The organism is Streptomyces sp. NBC_01320 (assembly GCF_035974375.1).
GTDB classification, from domain to species: Bacteria; Actinomycetota; Actinomycetes; order Streptomycetales; family Streptomycetaceae; genus Streptomyces; species Streptomyces yanii.
The window spans coordinates 6623366-6642893 of record NZ_CP108390.1 but is presented as its reverse complement, the minus strand read 5'-3'; the positions used below and the strand labels follow the sequence as shown (position 1 = coordinate 6642893).

The following is a 19528-nucleotide window of genomic DNA, read 5'->3' as shown; positions in this document are numbered from 1 at the left end:
ACAACACGGCCGTTCGTTATTTCAGAACTAACACAGTGGACGCGAGCAACTGAGGACAAGCCCTCGGCCTATTAGTACCAGTCAGCTCCACCCGTTGCCGGGCTTCCACATCTGGCCTATCAACCCAGTCGTCTACTGGGAGCCTTAACCCCTCAAAGGGGGTGGGAATACTCATCTCGAAGCAGGCTTCCCGCTTAGATGCTTTCAGCGGTTATCCTTTCCGAACGTAGCCAACCAGCCATGCCCTTGGCAGGACAACTGGCACACCAGAGGTTCGTCCGTCCCGGTCCTCTCGTACTAGGGACAGCCCTTCTCAATATTCCTACGCGCGCAGCGGATAGGGACCGAACTGTCTCACGACGTTCTAAACCCAGCTCGCGTACCGCTTTAATGGGCGAACAGCCCAACCCTTGGGACCGACTCCAGCCCCAGGATGCGACGAGCCGACATCGAGGTGCCAAACCATCCCGTCGATATGGACTCTTGGGGAAGATCAGCCTGTTATCCCCGGGGTACCTTTTATCCGTTGAGCGACAGCGCTTCCACAAGCCACTGCCGGATCACTAGTCCCGACTTTCGTCCCTGCTCGACCCGTCGGTCTCACAGTCAAGCTCCCTTGTGCACTTACACTCAACACCTGATTGCCAACCAGGCTGAGGGAACCTTTGGGCGCCTCCGTTACTCTTTAGGAGGCAACCGCCCCAGTTAAACTACCCATCAGACACTGTCCCTGATCCGGATCACGGACCCAGGTTAGACATCCAGCACGACCAGAGTGGTATTTCAACGGCGACTCCACAACCACTGGCGTGGCTGCTTCAAAGTCTCCCACCTATCCTACACAAGCCGAACCGAACACCAATATCAAACTGTAGTAAAGGTCCCGGGGTCTTTCCGTCCTGCTGCGCGAAACGAGCATCTTTACTCGTAGTGCAATTTCACCGGGCCTATGGTTGAGACAGTCGAGAAGTCGTTACGCCATTCGTGCAGGTCGGAACTTACCCGACAAGGAATTTCGCTACCTTAGGATGGTTATAGTTACCACCGCCGTTTACTGGCGCTTAAGTTCTCAGCTTCGCCGACCCGAAAGTCAGCTAACCGGTCCCCTTAACGTTCCAGCACCGGGCAGGCGTCAGTCCGTATACATCGCCTTACGGCTTCGCACGGACCTGTGTTTTTAGTAAACAGTCGCTTCTCGCTGGTCTCTGCGGCCACCCCCAGCTCACCGAGTAAATCGGATCACCAGTGATGGCCCCCCTTCTCCCGAAGTTACGGGGGCATTTTGCCGAGTTCCTTAACCATAGTTCACCCGAACGCCTCGGTATTCTCTACCTGACCACCTGAGTCGGTTTAGGGTACGGGCCGCCATGAAACTCGCTAGAGGCTTTTCTCGACAGCATAGGATCATCCACTTCACCACAATCGGCTCGGCATCAGGTCTCAGGCTCATGTGTGACGGATTTACCTATCACACGCCCTACACCCTTACCCCGGGACTACCACCGCCCGGGCTGGACTACCTTCCTGCGTCACCCCATCGCTTACCTAGTACAAGTCTGGTTCGTCGGCTCCACCACTACCCTCAACTCCGAAGAGATCGGGCCGGCTTCACGGACTTAGCATCGCCTGATTCAGTATTGGGCGTTTCAAAGCGGGTACCGGAATATCAACCGGTTGTCCATCGACTACGCCTGTCGGCCTCGCCTTAGGTCCCGACTTACCCTGGGCAGATCAGCTTGACCCAGGAACCCTTAGTCAATCGGCGCACACGTTTCTCACGTGTGTATCGCTACTCATGCCTGCATTCTCACTCGTGAACCGTCCACAACTCGCTTCCGCGGCTGCTTCACCCGGCACACGACGCTCCCCTACCCATCCGTACTCCCGTTGGGGATACATGTACGAATGACACGACTTCGGCGGTACGCTTGAGCCCCGCTACATTGTCGGCGCGGAATCACTTGACCAGTGAGCTATTACGCACTCTTTCAAGGGTGGCTGCTTCTAAGCCAACCTCCTGGTTGTCTCTGCGACTCCACATCCTTTCCCACTTAGCGTACGCTTAGGGGCCTTAGTCGATGCTCTGGGCTGTTTCCCTCTCGACCATGGAGCTTATCCCCCACAGTCTCACTGCCGTGCTCTCACTTACCGGCATTCGGAGTTTGGCTAAGGTCAGTAACCCGGTAGGGCCCATCGCCTATCCAGTGCTCTACCTCCGGCAAGAAACACACGACGCTGCACCTAAATGCATTTCGGGGAGAACCAGCTATCACGGAGTTTGATTGGCCTTTCACCCCTAACCACAGGTCATCCCCCAGGTTTTCAACCCTGGTGGGTTCGGTCCTCCACGAAGTCTTACCTCCGCTTCAACCTGCCCATGGCTAGATCACTCCGCTTCGGGTCTTGAGCGTGCTACTAAAACGCCCTGTTCGGACTCGCTTTCGCTACGGCTTCCCCACACGGGTTAACCTCGCAACACACCGCAAACTCGCAGGCTCATTCTTCAAAAGGCACGCAGTCACGACTATTGCTCCGAAGAACAACAGCGACGCTCCCACGGCTTGTAGGCACACGGTTTCAGGTACTATTTCACTCCGCTCCCGCGGTACTTTTCACCATTCCCTCACGGTACTATCCGCTATCGGTCACCAGGGAATATTTAGGCTTAGCGGGTGGTCCCGCCAGATTCACACGGGATTTCTCGGGCCCCGTGCTACTTGGGTGTCTCTTAAACGAGCCGTCAATGTTTCAGCTACGGGGGTCTTACCCTCTACGCCGGACCTTTCGCATGTCCTTCGCCTACATCAACGGTTTCTGACTCGTCTCACAGCCGGCAGACCGTGAAAAAGAGATCCCACAACCCCGCATGCGCAACCCCTGCCGGGTATCACACGCATACGGTTTGGCCTCATCCAGTTTCGCTCGCCACTACTCCCGGAATCACGGTTGTTTTCTCTTCCTGAGGGTACTGAGATGTTTCACTTCCCCTCGTTCCCTCCACACTGCCTATGTGTTCAGCAGCGGGTGACAGCCCATGACGACTGCCGGGTTTCCCCATTCGGACACCCCCGGATCAAAGCTCGGTTGACAGCTCCCCGGGGCCTATCGTGGCCTCCCACGTCCTTCATCGGTTCCTGGTGCCAAGGCATCCACCGTGCGCCCTTAAAAACTTGGCCACAGATGCTCGCGTCCACTGTGCAGTTCTCAAACAACGACCAGCCACCCATCACCCCACCCGAAAAGGGCGAGTTCACTGGGGCCGGCAACTGAAGGCGACCATACGGCCGTACCCTCAGACACCCAACAACGTGCCCGACACAACCGATCCCTTCCCACGTTCCACGCCGAAGCAGTACTAGTGAAAAACAACCTGTCGTGCCGAATAGTCAACGTTCCACCCATGAGCTACCACCGTCGAACATTTGCCGACGTAGTGGCCTCTGACCAAGCACGCTTGGTAAGAAGTGCTCCTTAGAAAGGAGGTGATCCAGCCGCACCTTCCGGTACGGCTACCTTGTTACGACTTCGTCCCAATCGCCAGTCCCACCTTCGACAGCTCCCTCCCACAAGGGGTTGGGCCACCGGCTTCGGGTGTTACCGACTTTCGTGACGTGACGGGCGGTGTGTACAAGGCCCGGGAACGTATTCACCGCAGCAATGCTGATCTGCGATTACTAGCAACTCCGACTTCATGGGGTCGAGTTGCAGACCCCAATCCGAACTGAGACCGGCTTTTTGAGATTCGCTCCGCCTCGCGGCATCGCAGCTCATTGTACCGGCCATTGTAGCACGTGTGCAGCCCAAGACATAAGGGGCATGATGACTTGACGTCGTCCCCACCTTCCTCCGAGTTGACCCCGGCAGTCTCCTGTGAGTCCCCATCACCCCGAAGGGCATGCTGGCAACACAGAACAAGGGTTGCGCTCGTTGCGGGACTTAACCCAACATCTCACGACACGAGCTGACGACAGCCATGCACCACCTGTATACCGACCACAAGGGGGGCACCATCTCTGATGCTTTCCGGTATATGTCAAGCCTTGGTAAGGTTCTTCGCGTTGCGTCGAATTAAGCCACATGCTCCGCTGCTTGTGCGGGCCCCCGTCAATTCCTTTGAGTTTTAGCCTTGCGGCCGTACTCCCCAGGCGGGGAACTTAATGCGTTAGCTGCGGCACCGACGACGTGGAATGTCGCCAACACCTAGTTCCCAACGTTTACGGCGTGGACTACCAGGGTATCTAATCCTGTTCGCTCCCCACGCTTTCGCTCCTCAGCGTCAGTAATGGCCCAGAGATCCGCCTTCGCCACCGGTGTTCCTCCTGATATCTGCGCATTTCACCGCTACACCAGGAATTCCGATCTCCCCTACCACACTCTAGCCTGCCCGTATCGACTGCAGACCCGGGGTTAAGCCCCGGGCTTTCACAACCGACGCAACAAGCCGCCTACGAGCTCTTTACGCCCAATAATTCCGGACAACGCTTGCGCCCTACGTATTACCGCGGCTGCTGGCACGTAGTTAGCCGGCGCTTCTTCTGCAGGTACCGTCACTTTCGCTTCTTCCCTGCTGAAAGAGGTTTACAACCCGAAGGCCGTCATCCCTCACGCGGCGTCGCTGCATCAGGCTTTCGCCCATTGTGCAATATTCCCCACTGCTGCCTCCCGTAGGAGTCTGGGCCGTGTCTCAGTCCCAGTGTGGCCGGTCGCCCTCTCAGGCCGGCTACCCGTCGTCGCCTTGGTAGGCCATCACCCCACCAACAAGCTGATAGGCCGCGGGCTCATCCTTCACCGCCGGAGCTTTTAACCCCGTCCCATGCGGGACAGAGTGTTATCCGGTATTAGACCCCGTTTCCAGGGCTTGTCCCAGAGTGAAGGGCAGATTGCCCACGTGTTACTCACCCGTTCGCCACTAATCCACCCCGAAGGGCTTCATCGTTCGACTTGCATGTGTTAAGCACGCCGCCAGCGTTCGTCCTGAGCCAGGATCAAACTCTCCGTGAATGTTCTCCCGTGATCGGGATGACACACACGAGAGCGGAACGACCGGTCGGAATAGGACCGATCGTTCACAGCGTCCTCGCTGTGTAATTGCCTACCGGAACCGTGAGGCCCGGCAGGACTTTCAAAGGAACCTCGAACCTGCCGAAGCAGGCCGGGGTATCAACATATCTGGCGTTGACTTTTGGCACGCTGTTGAGTTCTCAAGGAACGGACGCTTCCTTTGTACTCACCCTCTCGGGCTTTCCTCCGGGCTTTTCCCTTCGGTCTTGCGTTTCCGACTCTATCAGACTCTTTCGTGTCCGATTCCCGGTCGAAGCGGGTTCCGCTTTCCAGTTCTTCGCTTTCGCGTTTCCCTTTCCGGCGAGTCCGACTCTATCAGATCCTTTCGGGCCTGATTCCCAGTCAGCGGGGTTTGTCTTCCCGGCTGTTGGGCCGTTCCGACGAGTGAGACTTTAGCGGAATCCTGGGCCCCGACGCTAATCGGGGTCGCGCTCCTTCGAACGCGGATTCCTCATTTCGCAAATGTGCACAGAAAGCTGGGCGACAGATGTCGCTTGCTCGATGTGGTTCCTGCGGAATGGCTGTCCGGGGACCGACCGGAGTCGGCGCTCACATCGGACAACCCGGAGAACATTACGGATGCAGGCGGCCCGTGTCAACCTCCGGCTGACCCGGGGTGTGGCGGAAGGCCAGGCGGTAGTCCCGGGGGCTGGTGGCCAGGTGGGTCGCGAAGTGCTGGCGCATGGTGATCTCGCTGCCGAAACCCGTACGGCGGGCCACCTCGGGGAGCGGGAGGTCGGTCCGCTCCAGAAGCTTCTGGGCTGCGGCGATGCGTTGAGTGATCAGCCAGCGCAGCGGCGTGGTGCCCGTGGTCGCCTGGAAGTGGCGGGCGAAGGAGCGGGGGGACATGCCGGCGCGGGCGGCAAGGCCGGCCACCGTGTGGGGTTCGGCCAGGTGGGTCAGAGCGACGGCCCGTACCGCGGCAAGGGTGTCGGCGTCCCGGTCCGTGTGCGGGGTGGGGTGCTCGATGAACTGGGCCTGGGTGCCGGTGCGGAACGGGGCCGTGACCATCGAACGGGCGATCGCCGCTGCGGCTTCGGCGCCATGGGCCGTCCGGACGAGATGGAGGCAGAGGTCGATACCGGCCGCGGTGCCTGCTGACGTCCAGACGTTGTCGTCCTGGAGGAAGAGGGCGTCCGGGACGACCGTCACCTGAGGGTGGTGGGTGCGGAGGAGGTCGGTGAGGTTCCAGTGGGTGACGGCTTGGCGGCCGTCGAGGAGCCCTGCCTGGGCGAGAGTGAAGGCACCACCACAGAGTGCGGCTATGGGGGTACCTCGGGTGTGGGCGCGGCGGAGTGCGTCGAGGACCGGCGCGGGAGCGGGTGTCAGGTGGTCGTCGAGGCCGGGGACGACGATCAGGTCGGCGCCGGTCAGCCAGGCGAGGGTGCGGTCCGGGCTGAGGGAGAGGCCGCCGCGCAGCGGGATGGGGGCCTGGTCGGCGGCGGTGCGGCGCAGGTCGAAGAGCGGGACGCCGCGGTCGGTGCGGTCCACGCCCCAGACCTCGGTGATGACCGAGACGTCGAAGGCGCGGATGCCGGGGAACGCCACCAGCGCGATGCGCGTGGGGGTGGAGGAGGCGCGGGGCGGCATGCAGGCAGTAAAGCATCGATCGATGGCTTTTTGCCCTCTGGGTGATACCGATCCGAGGCGGCAGCATCGTTCGTATGGAGATCGCAGAGAACGCAGCGCTGGTCGTGGTGGACGTGCAGAAAGGCTTTGAGGAGGAGGCTCACTGGGGGCCGCGGAACAATCCCGAGGCGGATCGGAATATTGCGGAGCTCATCGACGCCTGGCAGACGAGCGGACGGCCCGTCGTGTTCGTGCGGCATGACTCGACGAAGCCGGATTCGCCGCTGCGGCCCGGCTATTCGGGGAACGCGTTCAAGGGATATGTGGAGGAGCGGCGTGGGAAGGGCAGCGGGCCCGAGCTGTTCCTGACGAAGACCGTGAATTCCGCCTTCTACGGCACGCCCGATCTCGGGACGTGGCTCAGTGAGGGCGGGGTGCGGCAGATCGTGGTGGCCGGGATCCAGACGAATATGTGCGCGGAGACGACGGCGCGGATGGGCGGGAATCTCGGGTACGAGGTGTTCTTCGCGTTCGATGCCACGCACACGTTCGACGGGGTCGGGCCGTGGGGGTGGGTGCTGAGCGCGGACGAGCTGGCGCGGGCCACCGCTGTGTCGCTGCACAGCGGTGGGTTCGCGAAGGTCGTGACCAGTGCGGAGCTGGTGGCTGCCGCCGGGAAGTGAGGGTCAGCCGTTGCCCGAGGCCAGCTCGCGGCTGCGGTCGCGGGCTGCTTCGAGGGCGGCGATCAGGGCGGCGCGTACGCCGTGGTTCTCCAGCTCCCGGATGGCACTGATGGTGGTGCCGGCCGGGCTGGTGACGGCTTCGCGGAGCTTGACCGGATGTTCGCCACTGTCCCGGAGCATCACCGCCGCACCGATGGCGGCCTGCACGATCAGGTCGTGGGCCTGGGCCCGGGGCAGGCCGAGCAGGATGCCCGCGTCGGTCATCGCCTCGACGAGGAAGTAGAAGTACGCGGGTCCCGAGCCGGACAGTGCAGTCGCGGCGTCCTGCTGGGACTCGGGGACGCGGAGAGTCTTGCCCACCCCGCCGAAGATCACCTCGGCGGTGGCGAGATGTTCGGCGGTGGCGTGACTGCCCGCCGAGATGACGGACATGCCCTCGTCGACGAGGACGGGGGTGTTCGGCATGACCCGTACGACCGGAGTCCTCGCGGCGAGGCGGTCCTCGATGAAGGCGGTTGTGATACCGGCGGCGGCGCTGATGACCAGCCGGTCGGCCGTGAGGTGGGAGGTGAGTTCGTCGAGGAGCCGGCCCATGTCCTGGGGCTTGACCGCGAGGATGAGGACGTCGGCGCGCTTGGCGGCTTCGGCGTTGGTGACGGACTCGACGCCGTAACGGGTACGGAGTTCCTCGGCACGCTCGGAGCGGCGGGCGGTGACCAGCAGGTCAGCCGGGCGCCAGCCCGCCCGGATCATGCCGCTGAGCAGGGCCTCGCCGATCTTGCCGGTGCCGAGGACTGCGACTGTCTGGGTCATGCGGTTCACCCTCCGGACGGTGCGGTGGTACGCGGTTCTGGTGGTGCGTCGTCGCCGCCATCCTCGCACCGGCACGTCAGGTGGTGCGGCGGCGGAGGGTGGCTGCGCCGAGGGCGAGGACGAGGAGGGCGCAGCCCGAGACGATCAGGACGTCGCGGACGAAGTTGCCGGTGACCTCGGTGTGGTGGAGGACTTCGTTCATGCCGTCGACCGCGTACGACATGGGCAGGACGTTCGAGATCGCTTCGAGGGCGGGTGCCATCCGGTCGCGCGCGATGAACAGTCCGCAGAGCAGGAGCTGCGGGAAGATCACGGCCGGCATGAACTGGACGGCCTGGAACTCGGACGCGGCGAAGGCCGAGACGAAGAGGCCGAGGGCCGTGCCGAGCAGGGCGTCGAGCAGGGCGACGAGAAGCAGCAGCCAGGGGGAGCCGACCACGTCGAGGCCGAGCACCCAGACCGAGAGCGCGGTGGCCAGGAGGGACTGGAGGATCGCGACGGCGCCGAACGCGAGGGCGTAGCCGGCGATCAGGTCGCCCTTGCCGAGCGGCATGGCGAGGAGGCGTTCCAGAGTGCCCGAGGTGCGTTCGCGGAGGGTGGCGATCGAGGTCACCAGAAACATCGTGATCAGCGGGAAGATGCCGAGGAGCGAGGCGCCGATGGCATCGAAGGTCTGTGCGCTGCCGTCGAAGACGTACCGGAGCAGCGTGATCAACACGACCGGGATGAGGAGCAGCAGCGCGACGGTCCGCGGGTCATGGGTCAGTTGGCGCAGGACGCGGGCGGCGGTGGCGAGGGTGCGGGCGGGGCCGAGGGCCTGGGGTCCGGGCCGGTCGCGGCCGCCTGTGGGGGCCTGCGGGGTGGCGGTGGCCTGCTGCGGCGTGTTGGCCGTGCTCATCGGGCGTTCTCCTGGGAAGTGGCGGCCTCGTCGACCAGGTGGAGGAAGGCTTCTTCGACGGTGGCGGTCCGGGCGTGGGTGCGCAGTGCCTCGGGCGTGCCGTCGGCGAGGATCGCGCCCTCGCGCATGAGGAGCAGGCGGTGGCAGCGCTCGGCCTCGTCCATGACGTGGGAGGAGACGAGGAGCGTGGTGCCGTGGTCGGCTGCGAGGGCGTGGAAGAGGCTCCACAGGTCGCGGCGGAGCACCGGGTCGAGGCCGACGGTCGGTTCGTCGAGGACGAGGAGTTCGGGCGTGCCGAGCAGGGCTGCGGCGAGGGAGACACGGGTCAGCTGGCCGCCGGAGAGGGTGCCGGCGAGGGCGTCCGCGTGGCTGGTCAGGTCGACATCGGTAAGGGCGCGGGCGACGGCGGCGCGGCGGGCGTCCCGGTGTCTGCGGCCCGGCTGAAGGATCGCCGCGAAGTAGTCGAGGTTCTGCCGGACGCTGAGGTCGGTGTAGACCGAGGGCGCCTGGGTGACGTACCCGATACGTGGGCGGAGGGTGGGGTGGCCCGCGGGGTTGCCGAGGACGTCGAGCGTGCCTGTGACCTTGGCCTGGGTGCCCACGACAGCTCGCATCAGGGTGGATTTACCGCAGCCCGAGGGGCCCAGAAGGCCGGTGATCCTGCCGGGTTCGACGGTGAAGTCGAGACCGCGCAGGACGGTGCGGCCGCCTCGTACGACTGTGAGGCCGTGGGCCTCGATGGCGGCACCCGAATAATTCATCATGCGATGAATTTTGATCCTCGGCACGGTCGCTCGTCAAGGGATCGGGGCGGCGCAGCCTTCGAAGGCGCGGAGGCGCCCTCGGCGCGGGCTGGAGCCGCGCATCTGCAGCGGCCCTGGAGGCGTGGGAGGCACGAGAGCGGTGGGGAGTTGTGGAGGTGGGTGGGGCCGGGTCGGCGTGAGGGTCAGCGCCTTGCCACGCCGAGGTCGACCACGTGACTCTCCTCGACCGCGCCGTCCGGAAAGAGCTCCGCCAGGCAGTCGCGCTCCTCGGCGAGGAACCGGCGCGTGGGTTCCTCGCCGAGGACGAGGAAGGCGGAGTGGCTGCCGAGGTTGGCGAGGTGGGTGTCGACGGAGACCTGGCGGGTCCAGGGCACCAGGCGGTGCACGAAGCCGAGTGCGGCCGGCAGGTCGCGGGAGCGGACGGGCGAACCGTGGGCGCTGTCGTCCGCGCCGAGGAAGCGGCGGAGTCGGGCGTCCTGCCCGGCGATCCAGGGGACGGCGTGATCGCAGACGTTCCACCAGAGCGCGAGCGCGCCGCCCGGGCGCAGGACGCGAAGGGCCTCGGAGGTGGATCGGCTCTGGTCGGTCCAGTGCCAGGACTGGGCGTACGTGATCAGGTCGGCCGACGCGGTGGCGAAGGGAAGGCGGTTGCCGTCGCCGCGCACGATCGGTACGTGCGGGAGTGTGCGGTGCAGTTCCGCCGCCATCCCGGGGCCCGGTTCGACGGCAGTGACGTGGGCCCCGCGCTCGGACAGGAGCTGGGTGGAGATGCCGGTGCCCGCGCCGACGTCGAGGGTGCGGGCGCCGCGCAGGGGGTGGCCGGTGAGCTCTTCGACCGCGGCGAAGAGGGCGGGCGGGTAGCCGGGGCGGGCCGCGGCGTACTGGCCGGCGGCGCGGTCGAAGGAGAGGGCGCGGGAACGAGGCGTGGTGGGGTCTCCGTGGGGCATGGGGGTCATCCTGGCCCCGGTGGGGTTACTTGCGGCGGGGTTTCCTGTCCTTGGGCGTCTTGCGGCCTGCCGGGTTTCCGGTCCGGGCCGAGCGGCGCTTGGCGTACTGGGCGACGGCCGCCTCGTACTCCGTGCGCCGCAGCTTCTCGCCCGGCGCCTCCAGGAACGAGCGGAAGAAGTACGCGAGCAGCGAGCCGATGAAACCGATCGTCTTCAGGCTGCGCAGGTTGTCCTCGCCGACCGGCTCGGCTGGGCGGCGGCTGAACCCTTCCCAGGTCTTGCGGAAGGCGATGGCGCTGCAGATGCCGAACATCAGGACGACCAGGATTCCGACGAAGCTGCCGACGTCGGCGATCTCCAGGCCCTGGTAGGCGAAGCGGAGCACGAAGCAGGAGGCGACGGCCGCGGCGAGGGAGCCGAGGGCGACACCGACGCGACGGAGCGCGTACCGGCCGTCGTGCTCGACCCAGGTCGTACCGAAGAAGCGGATGGGCTCGGGCTGCGGGCCGGGGGCGGTGCCGGCGCTCGCGGTGCTGGGCTCAGTGCGGTCGGAGGCTTCGCTTTTCTCGCTCACGAGGTCGATTATCCCCGGGGCGGCGGTACCGGCGGCGGCGCTGCCCCTGCACGGGACGGAGCAGCGCCGTCCGGCATCAGCCGCAGTGCTCCCACGGGCTCGTGTACGTGTACGTACCGACGCCCGCCTCGATCATTCCGCCCCACTTCACGCAGCGGCTGCCTGCGGCGAGGCGTACCGGACCGGCGTACGAGGAGTACGTGCCCTGGTCCTTCGCCTGCTCCTTGCCGTCGCCGTCCACATCGAGCCAGGCGCCGGTCGGCAGCGCGTAACCGCTGGTGGAGGAGGAATGGAGGGTGACCACGCAGTTGGACTTGGTGCTCGCGTTGTAGAGCAGATAGACGCGGCCGAGTTCGGTGGTGGAGTTGCGGAAGGCGTGCGAGTCGATCTGGGTGTAGCCGGATCCGCAGATACCTGCCGGGGTGGCGGCTTCTGTGGACGCCGCGTGGGCCGGGACGGCGCCGAGGGCCGCCAGTGCGGCGATCGTCGAGGCGATGACCGCCGAGCGCTGGATGCGGATGTCGGTACGGACAGGGATGTGCATGCTCCCCCAATCGTGAGAACGCATGATGGGCGTGATTCTGGGCATCTGCCCGGATACGTGGAGTGACTACCCGTCCGTCTCGTCGGGCACACGCAGTGGCCCCCGGCGTATGAGAACGCCGGGGGCCACTGCGTGTGCGGGATCTGGTGTCGTGTCAGCCGAGCTTCGAGACGTCGCGCACCGCGCCGCGGTCCGCGCTCGTCGCCATCGCCGCATACGCGCGCAGCGCCGCCGAGACCTTGCGCTCGCGGTTCTTCGGCGCGTACACGCCGTTCAGCGCCTCACGGCGGGTGGTCAGTTCGGCCTCGGGGACGAGGAGCTCGATCGAACGGTTCGGGATGTCGATCCGGATCCGGTCGCCGTCCTCGACCAGTGCGATCGTGCCGCCCGACGCCGCCTCCGGCGATGCGTGGCCGATCGACAGGCCCGACGTGCCGCCGGAGAAGCGGCCGTCGGTGACGAGCGCACAGCTCTTGCCGAGGCCGCGGCCCTTCAGGAAGGAGGTGGGGTAGAGCATCTCCTGCATGCCGGGGCCGCCGCGCGGACCCTCGTAACGGATGACGACGACGTCGCCCTCCTTGATCTCCTTGCGGAGGATCTTGTCGACGGCCTCGTCCTGCGATTCGCAGACGACAGCCGGGCCCTCGAAGGTCCAGATCGACTCGTCGACGCCCGCCGTCTTCACGACGCAGCCGTCCTCGGCGAGGTTTCCCTTCAGGACCGCGAGGCCGCCGTCCTTGGAGTACGCGTGCTCCAGGTCGCGGATGCAGCCGCCCGCCGCGTCCAGGTCGAGGGTGTCCCAGCGCTCGGACTGCGAGAAGGCCGTCGCGGAACGCACGCATCCGGGGGCCGCGTGCCACAGCTCGACGGCCTCGGGGGACGGGGAGCCGCCGCGGACGTCCCAGTTCTTCAGCCACTCGCCGAGGGTGGCCGAGTGCACCGAGTGCACGTCCTCGTTGAGCAGGCCGCCACGGTGCAGCTCACCGAGGATGGCGGGGATGCCGCCGGCCCGGTGGACGTCCTCCATGTAGTACGTGCCGCCGGGGGCCACGTTGGGGGCGACCTTCGAGAGGCAGGGGACGCGGCGCGAGACCTCGTTGATGTCGTCGAGGTCGTAGTCCAGCTCGGCCTCCTGCGCGGCGGCGAGCAGGTGCAGGATCGTGTTGGTGGAGCCGCCCATGGCGATGTCCAGCGCCATCGCGTTGTCGAACGCGGCGCGGGTGCCGATGGAGCGCGGCAGAACCGTCGCATCGTCCTGCTCGTAGTAGCGCTTGGTGATCTCGACGACCGTGCGGCCGGCCTCCTCGTACAGCGCCTTGCGGGCGGTGTGCGTGGCGAGGACGGAGCCGTTGCCGGGGAGGGAGAGGCCGAGGACCTCAGTCAGACAGTTCATCGAGTTGGCGGTGAACATGCCGGAACAGCTGCCGCAGGTGGGGCAGGCGTTCTCCTCGATACGGAGGATGTCCTCGTCCGAGACGTTCTCGTTGACGGCGTCACTGATCGCGTTGATCAGGTCGAGCTTACGGACCGTGCCGTCGACGAGGGTGGCCTTGCCTGCCTCCATCGGGCCGCCGGAGACGAAGACCGTCGGGATGTTGAGGCGCATCGCGGCCATCAGCATGCCGGGGGTGATCTTGTCGCAGTTGGAGATGCAGATCAGCGCGTCCGCGCAGTGCGCCTCGACCATGTACTCGACGGAGTCAGCGATCAGGTCTCGGGACGGGAGGCTGTAGAGCATCCCGGCGTGGCCCATCGCGATGCCGTCGTCGACGGCGATCGTGTTGAACTCACGGGGGACGGCGCCTGCGGCCTTGACTGCGTCGGAGACGATCCTGCCCACGGGGGCGAGGTGGGTGTGGCCGGGGACGAACTCGGTGAACGAGTTGGCGACCGCGATGATCGGCTTGCCGATGTCCTCGCCGGCTACGCCCGAGGCCCGCATAAGGGCGCGGGCGCCCGCCATGTTGCGGCCGTGGGTGACAGTGCGGGACCTCAGCTGGGGCATCGTCTCTCGCTCCTTCGACAGAAAAGACTGTCTTCGAGCCTACGCCTCGGCTCCAAGATCTGGACACGGTGTCCGGAATGCGGGACGGGGTGCTCAGTGGGCGGGCGGGGTGCGGCTCGGTCGTTGGGGGTCGCTGCGCGGTCGTTCCCCCTGCCCGCTCCCTTCCTGGAACCGGGGCTCCACCCCGGCCCAGGGCCTCGAACGCCGTACGGACCGAAAGGCCACCCGGCGGCGGTCAGGTCTCCGTCAAGTAACGCTGGAGCGTCGGTGCGACCATGGCGATGATCTTCTCGGGGTCCGCCGAAGCCAGCGGCTCCGCCTGGATCACGTACCGCAGCATCGCGATCCCGAGCATGTGCGACGCGGCCAGTTCCGCACGGAATGTCGCGTCCGGTACGTCGAGCGCCTCCGCGATCCGCTCCAGCAGCCGTCGCAGGACGAAGCCGCGCAGCACCTTCGCCGCCCCTTCGTGCGTCAGGGCGGAGCGCATGATCGCCAGCAGGGGAGCCCTGGACGCCGGGTTCTCCCACACGCCGATGAAGTAGCGGGCCAGCCGCTCCCCCAGTCCGTCCGTGCCCATGCCCAGGACGGACGGGACCACGAGGGCGGGTTCGAAGGAGACCTCGATCGCCGCCGCGAAGACCTCGTCCTTCGTACCGAAGTAGTGATGGACGAGTGCGGCGTCGACGCCTGCCGCCTTGGCGATGCCCCGGATCGACGTCTTGTCGTAGCCGCGTTCCGCGAATTCGGTACGGGCCGCTTCCAGGATGCGTTCGCGGGCGCCGGGGCCGGTGTCTGCCGTCGTACGGGCGGGGCGACCTCGGCGCTTCGGGCGCTCGGGGGGTGTGTGCGCCGTGCCCTCCCCGCCGGTGTTCCCGCCTGCCCTGCCGGGGGTCATGGGCGCGGGACCTGCGCCGACGAGGAAGCCAGGTGGAGCCGGGTGAAGGCGAGCGCCTCCGCCAGGTCGGCTTCACGTTCGGCTGCGGACATGGCACGGCGGGTGTTGACCTCGATGACGACATGGCCGTCGAAGCCCGTACGCGCCAGGCGCTCCAGCAGTTCCGCGCAGGGCTGGTCACCGCGGCCGGGCACCAGGTGCTCGTCCTTGTTGGAGCCCTTGCCGTCGGCGAGGTGGATGTGGGCGAGCCGGTCGCCCATCCGGTCGACCATGGCCATGCCGTCGGTGCGGGCGGTCGCGGTGTGCGAGAGGTCCACGGTGAAGTGGCGGTAGTCGTTGTTGGTGACGTCCCAGTCGGGGGCGTACGCGAGCATCTCGCGGTCCCGGTACCGCCACGGGTACATGTTCTCGACGGCGAAGCGCACATCCGTCTCGTCCGCCATCCGCCAGATGCCGGTGACGAAGTCGCGCGCGTACTGACGCTGCCAGCGGAACGGCGGATGGACGACGACGGTCGTCGCTCCGAGCTTCTCCGCGGCCGCGCGGGCCCGCTGGAGCTTCACCCATGGATCGGTGGACCAGACCCGTTGGGTGATCAGCAGACAGGGCGCGTGAACGGCGAGGATCGGCACCTGGTGGTAGTCCGAGAGCCGTCGCAACGCCTCGATGTCCTGGCTGACGGGATCGGTCCAGACCATGATCTCGACACCGTCGTAGCCCAGACGCGCGGCAACCTCGAAGGCCGTCGCCGTCGACTCCGGATAGACGGAAGCCGTCGACAGGGCGACCTTCGCATCCGGGATGCGCACCACTGGTTCTGCCACGCAGACAGCGTACGGGGCAGGTGTGCGCCCCACCGAGGCGTCGGGGCGGAAAGTGAGAAGGGCCATGACTCCGCTCCCGGCGTTCCGCGCTCCCCCGTCGCCCCGGTCCTCCGGCGGAACGCTCGGTCAGTTGAGGGCAGCGGCCGCCCCCGTCGGGAGGTGGTCCAGGCGGCGCAGGATCACTCCCTCACGCAGCGCCCACGGGCAGATCTCCAGCTCCTCCACGCCGAACAGATCCATCGCCCCCTCGGCGACCATCGCCCCGGCGAGCAGCTGCGCGGCCCGCCCCTCGGAGACGCCGGACAGCCGTCCGCGCTGGTCGGCTGTCATGGCCGCCAGCTTGGGCACCCATTCCTCCAGCGCCTTCCGGGTGAGGGCGCGCTGCACGTAGAGGCCCTCGGCGGAGCGCGCGGCGCCTGCGATCCTGGCGAGCTGCTTGAACGTCTTGGAGGTCGCCACGACGTGGTCGGGGCGGCCGAAGCGGCTGAACTCGCCGACCGTACGGGCGATGCTGGCCCGCACGTGGCGGCGCAGCACCTTCACCTCCGTCGGGTCCGGCGGGTCCTGCAGCAGCCAGCCGGCGGTGAGGCGCCCGGCCCCGAGCGGCAGCGACACGGCGGCGTCGGGCTCCTCGTCGATGCCGTACGCGATCTCCAGCGAGCCGCCGCCGATGTCGAGGACCAGCAGCTTCCCTGCCGACCAGCCGAACCAGCGGCGGGCCGCGAGGAAGGTGAGCCGGGCCTCCTCCTCGCCGCTGAGGACGGCGAGATCGACGCCCGTAGCCTCCCGTACCCGGGTGAGCACCTGGTCGGCGTTGCTCGCTTCCCGCACCGCGGACGTGGCGAACGGCAGCACGTCCTCGCAGCCCTTGTCCTCGGCGGCCTGCAGCGCACCGTTGATCGTCGACACGAGCCGGTCCACGCCCTCGGGACCGATCGCTCCGTCCGCATCGAGAAGTTCGGCCAGGCGCAGTTCCGCCTTGTGCGAGTGCGCGGGCAGCGGGCGGGCGCCGGGATGCGCGTCCACCACCAGCAGATGAACCGTGTTCGACCCCACGTCGAGGACTCCGAGTCTCATACGCGAAACGCTACTGCTCCCGCGGACTTACTCTTGGCCCGTGCCAAAGACGAAAAAGGCGAAGCCGGGCAAAGTCACGAATAAGCAGAGAACGAAGCAGGAGATGCAGCAGCCGGAAATGAACGGGCCTGACCGGTCCGAAGACGAGAAGGGGATCGACTTCGCACGCGCCTGGGTCGAGTTCCCCGACCCCGCGGACGACGAGCAGATCTTCCGCTGCGACCTGACCTGGCTGACCTCCAGGTGGACCTGCATCTTCGGCAGTGGCTGCCAGGGCATCCAGGCGGGCCGTGCGGACGACGGGTGCTGCACGCTGGGTGCGCACTTCTCCGACGAGGACGACGAGAAGCGGGTGGCGGACCACGTCTCCCGGCTGACCCCGGAGCTGTGGCAGTTCCACGACGTCGGCACGGAGACGGGCTGGGTCGAGGTCGACGACGACGGCGAACGCCAGACGCGCCGCTGGAAGGGGTCCTGCATCTTCCAGAACCGGCCCGGATTCGCGGCCGGAGCCGGGTGTTCGCTGCACATCCTGGCGCTGCGCGAGGGCAAGGAGCCCTTGGAGACCAAGCCGGACGTGTGCTGGCAGCTGCCGATCCGGCGTACGTACGACTGGATCGACCGCCCCGACGACACGCGCGTGCTCCAGGTCTCGATCGGCGAGTACGACCGCCGGGGCTGGGGTCCGGGCGGTCACGACCTGCACTGGTGGTGCACGTCGGCGACCTCGGCGCACGGGGCCGGGGAGCCGGTGTATGTCTCGTACCGGCCCGAGCTCACCGAGCTGATGGGCAAGGAGGCGTACGAGCGGCTGGTCGAGCTGTGCGAGGAGCGGTTGTCCTCGCTGCTGCCGATGGCGCCGCATCCGGCGGATCCGGTAGGACCCGCGAAGGCCCAGGGGCCCAGTCGCCCGCGGGGCTGAGGACCGACGGGCAGAGTTCGGCATTCACCCCGTCGGCGCCGGGTCGGACGGGGTTGTCCCCGGATCGGACGGGCTGGACGAGTTCGACGGGTCCGGTGACGGCGGCTGAGTCGGGTCGGTCGGCGAAGGGTCCGTCGGTGACGGGTCCGTCGGTGACGGGTCCGTCGGCGATGGCGTGGGATCCGTCGGGTCCGGCGACGGGTCGGTCGGCGAAGGGTCGGTCGGCGAAGGGTCGGTCGGCGAAGGCGTGGGATCCGTCGGGTCCGGCGACGGATCCGTGGGACCCGGTGAGGACGGCGGCGGGTCGGAGGGCACCGACGGGCCGCCGGACGACGTCGCTCCGTGCCCGCTGATCGCAACCGCCGAGCCCGACGGGGCGAGCCCGACACGGGCGCCCCAGGCACCCGCCGGTTCTCTCGCATGGTCGACGAGGACGCGGATCGTGACGCTCTCACCTGCGGCCAGGGTGCCGGAGGACCTGCTGAGCCGCAGCCAGGGCGCATTCGCCCGCGCCGACCAGGCCACGGGCGCGCTGCCCGAGGCAGTCAGCGTGATCAGCGTCGTGCCGCCGGAGGAACGGGCGGTGACCAGGATCCTGCCGGGGCCGTGCTGTCCCGTCCCCGCGCTGATGACCTCGGCAGAGACATCCGGCGTACGGCTGCCGTCCTTGAAGCGGGCGCCTGGCTCGGGGCTGGCGTTGCCCGCATTCTCGTAGCGGTCGTGCGGGTCGCCGTCGAGACCGCGCCGGTCGTCCGTCCCGGTCGCGGTGACCGACGCCCCGTCGTGCCCCTCGCCGGTCAGCGGCGCCCCCCTGTAGGCGGACCACAGGGCAATCACGGGGGCGGCGACAACAGTCGCCACCACCGTCGTCGTCACAACTCTCGCCCGGAGCCGGTCCCGGCGCGCGGCGTGGTCCTTGGGGTCCATCGGGAAGCCCGTCCGGTCGAAGCGCGGACTGCCGGACCGATTCCTCTGGGCGTGGATCATCGCGACGTATGCGGACGGCCGTGGCGCCTCGACGACCGGCAGCGCGGCCGCAGGGGTCAAGGCACCGCCCGGCCAGGGGCCCTCGGCGCCCGCCCGTTCGGCGGCGCGACGACAGCGGGGGCAGTCGTCGACGTGACGGACGAGTTCGCGGCGCAGGGCGGCGGAGAGCAGGACGCGGTGGTCGCCGGTGAGTCGGGCGACGGTGGGACAGTTGCCGGTCTCGACGACGGCGAGGGCGGCGCGGGTGCGTTCCACCTCGCAGGCCGCTGCGGCGAGGATCTCGCGGGCGGCCGCGGGTTCGAGGCCGAGGACGGCGGCCACGGCGCGCGGGGCGAGGCCGTGGCGTACGGCCAGTTCGAGCGCTTCGCGTTGTTCGGGCGTGGTGCCGGCCGCTTCGGGCCACGCGAGCTGTGCGAGTTCGCGGCGGTGTGCTTCGGCGGCCGCGGCGGAATCGGGGGTCGGGGCGTGGGCGTTCGTGAGGCCCGCCTCGCTGGTGGTGTCGGGGGGTGGGGTGACGGCCGGGAGCGCACGGTTTTCCGAACGTGCCCCCCTGTGGGTCTTCCCGTCCGGCTGTTTCCCCTGCTGCTGGCGATGCGCCTGACGACCCCGTTTCTGCTCGGCGAGCCTGCGCAGGCACGTCCACCTGGCCAGCGCGTAGAGCCAGGTTTTACGTTCCTCCTCACCCGCGGGACACCGCCCGTCCTGCCGTTCCGCGAGGGCGAGAACACTCCCGAGCGCCTCGACGGCGACGTCGTGGTCGCAGAGCACGGAGAGGCAGTAGGTGAACAGGCCGTCGAGATGCGGCTCGTAACGAGCGGGCGGTCGCTGCGGCGACGAGTGGGGCGCACCGCGCTGCATCCGGTGTGCGCCGGTGGTGGGTGTAGCGGTCTCCAGCCTGCTGCTCGTCACCCGGCGACCGTAGGCAGGGCAAGGCATGTTCTTGGCGACTCTTGCCCACTTTT

At 67.0% G+C, this 19528-nt stretch carries 14 protein-coding genes and 2 rRNA genes; 2 read left to right on the top strand and 14 right to left on the bottom strand.

Translation table 11 applies throughout. The features are described from left to right. Nucleotides 1–51: 51 nt before the first annotated feature. From OG395_RS30220 to OG395_RS30210, 3 genes are all read right to left on the bottom strand, one after another. Nucleotides 52–3176 (bottom strand): 23S ribosomal RNA (locus OG395_RS30220). A gap of 299 nt (nt 3177–3475) precedes the next feature. Further along, nucleotides 3476–5001 (bottom strand): 16S ribosomal RNA (locus OG395_RS30215). Together the 16S and 23S rRNA genes form the textbook arrangement of a ribosomal RNA operon. 633 nt (nt 5002–5634) lie before the next feature. Next, entirely contained in the window at nt 5635–6651 is a 1017-nt protein-coding gene (locus OG395_RS30210; protein WP_327245746.1) for a GlxA family transcriptional regulator, read from the bottom strand. 74 nt (nt 6652–6725) lie between these two features. Here OG395_RS30210 and OG395_RS30205 point away from each other — a divergent pair, with 74 nt between their 5' ends. Then, the gene (locus OG395_RS30205; RefSeq protein WP_327245745.1) at nt 6726–7313 is read left to right on the top strand and encodes a cysteine hydrolase family protein; all 588 of its coding nucleotides are present in this window, start codon (nt 6726–6728) and stop codon (nt 7311–7313) included. Nucleotides 7314–7316: 3 nt separating this feature from the next. Here OG395_RS30205 and proC read toward each other — a convergent pair whose 3' ends face one another. The 10 genes from proC to OG395_RS30155 form a co-directional block, all read right to left on the bottom strand. Next, nucleotides 7317–8126 (bottom strand): pyrroline-5-carboxylate reductase, encoded by an 810-nt coding sequence (proC, locus tag OG395_RS30200; protein WP_327245744.1) that lies wholly within the window; start codon nt 8124–8126, stop codon nt 7317–7319. Between the two features lie 76 nt (nt 8127–8202). Continuing rightward, nucleotides 8203–9024: an ABC transporter permease gene (locus OG395_RS30195; protein ID WP_327245743.1), complete on the bottom strand. Its 822-nt coding sequence runs from the start codon at nt 9022–9024 to the stop codon at nt 8203–8205. Then, nucleotides 9021–9788: an ABC transporter ATP-binding protein gene (locus OG395_RS30190; RefSeq protein ID WP_327245742.1), complete on the bottom strand. Its 768-nt coding sequence runs from the start codon at nt 9786–9788 to the stop codon at nt 9021–9023. The genes OG395_RS30195 and OG395_RS30190 overlap by 4 nt, the downstream gene beginning before the upstream one ends. Nucleotides 9789–9970: 182 nt before the next feature. Beyond that, nucleotides 9971–10744 carry a class I SAM-dependent methyltransferase gene (locus OG395_RS30185; RefSeq protein WP_442818617.1) on the bottom strand — a complete coding sequence of 258 codons (774 nt, stop codon included), beginning with the start codon at nt 10742–10744 and terminating at the stop codon, nt 9971–9973. A 16-nt stretch (nt 10745–10760) separates the two neighbouring features. Then, on the bottom strand, nt 10761–11309 hold the full coding sequence (locus tag OG395_RS30180; RefSeq protein WP_327245740.1) for a hypothetical protein: 549 nt from the start codon (nt 11307–11309) through the stop codon (nt 10761–10763). A 76-nt stretch (nt 11310–11385) separates the two neighbouring features. Further along, a complete protein-coding gene (locus OG395_RS30175) occupies nt 11386–11853 on the bottom strand; it encodes an acetyltransferase (protein WP_327245739.1) in 468 nt (155 codons plus the stop codon). A gap of 154 nt (nt 11854–12007) precedes the next feature. Continuing rightward, nucleotides 12008–13858 carry a dihydroxy-acid dehydratase gene (gene ilvD / locus OG395_RS30170; protein ID WP_326792483.1) on the bottom strand — a complete coding sequence of 617 codons (1851 nt, stop codon included), beginning with the start codon at nt 13856–13858 and terminating at the stop codon, nt 12008–12010. 235 nt (nt 13859–14093) lie between these two features. Then, on the bottom strand, nt 14094–14756 hold the full coding sequence (locus OG395_RS30165; protein ID WP_327245738.1) for a TetR/AcrR family transcriptional regulator: 663 nt from the start codon (nt 14754–14756) through the stop codon (nt 14094–14096). Next, nucleotides 14753–15580 (bottom strand): sugar phosphate isomerase/epimerase family protein, encoded by an 828-nt coding sequence (locus tag OG395_RS30160; RefSeq protein WP_327245737.1) that lies wholly within the window; start codon nt 15578–15580, stop codon nt 14753–14755. The genes OG395_RS30165 and OG395_RS30160 overlap by 4 nt, the downstream gene beginning before the upstream one ends. Nucleotides 15581–15706: 126 nt before the next feature. After that, a complete protein-coding gene (locus OG395_RS30155) occupies nt 15707–16657 on the bottom strand; it encodes a Ppx/GppA phosphatase family protein (RefSeq protein ID WP_327245736.1) in 951 nt (316 codons plus the stop codon). Nucleotides 16658–16697: 40 nt separating this feature from the next. Here OG395_RS30155 and OG395_RS30150 point away from each other — a divergent pair, with 40 nt between their 5' ends. Next, nucleotides 16698–17579: a hypothetical protein gene (locus tag OG395_RS30150; RefSeq protein ID WP_327245735.1), complete on the top strand. Its 882-nt coding sequence runs from the start codon at nt 16698–16700 to the stop codon at nt 17577–17579. A gap of 24 nt (nt 17580–17603) precedes the next feature. On the opposite strand, the gene OG395_RS30145 is transcribed toward OG395_RS30150, so the two are convergent. Beyond that, a complete protein-coding gene (locus OG395_RS30145) occupies nt 17604–19475 on the bottom strand; it encodes a BACON domain-containing protein (RefSeq protein ID WP_442818616.1) in 1872 nt (623 codons plus the stop codon). Nucleotides 19476–19528 lie beyond the last annotated feature (53 nt).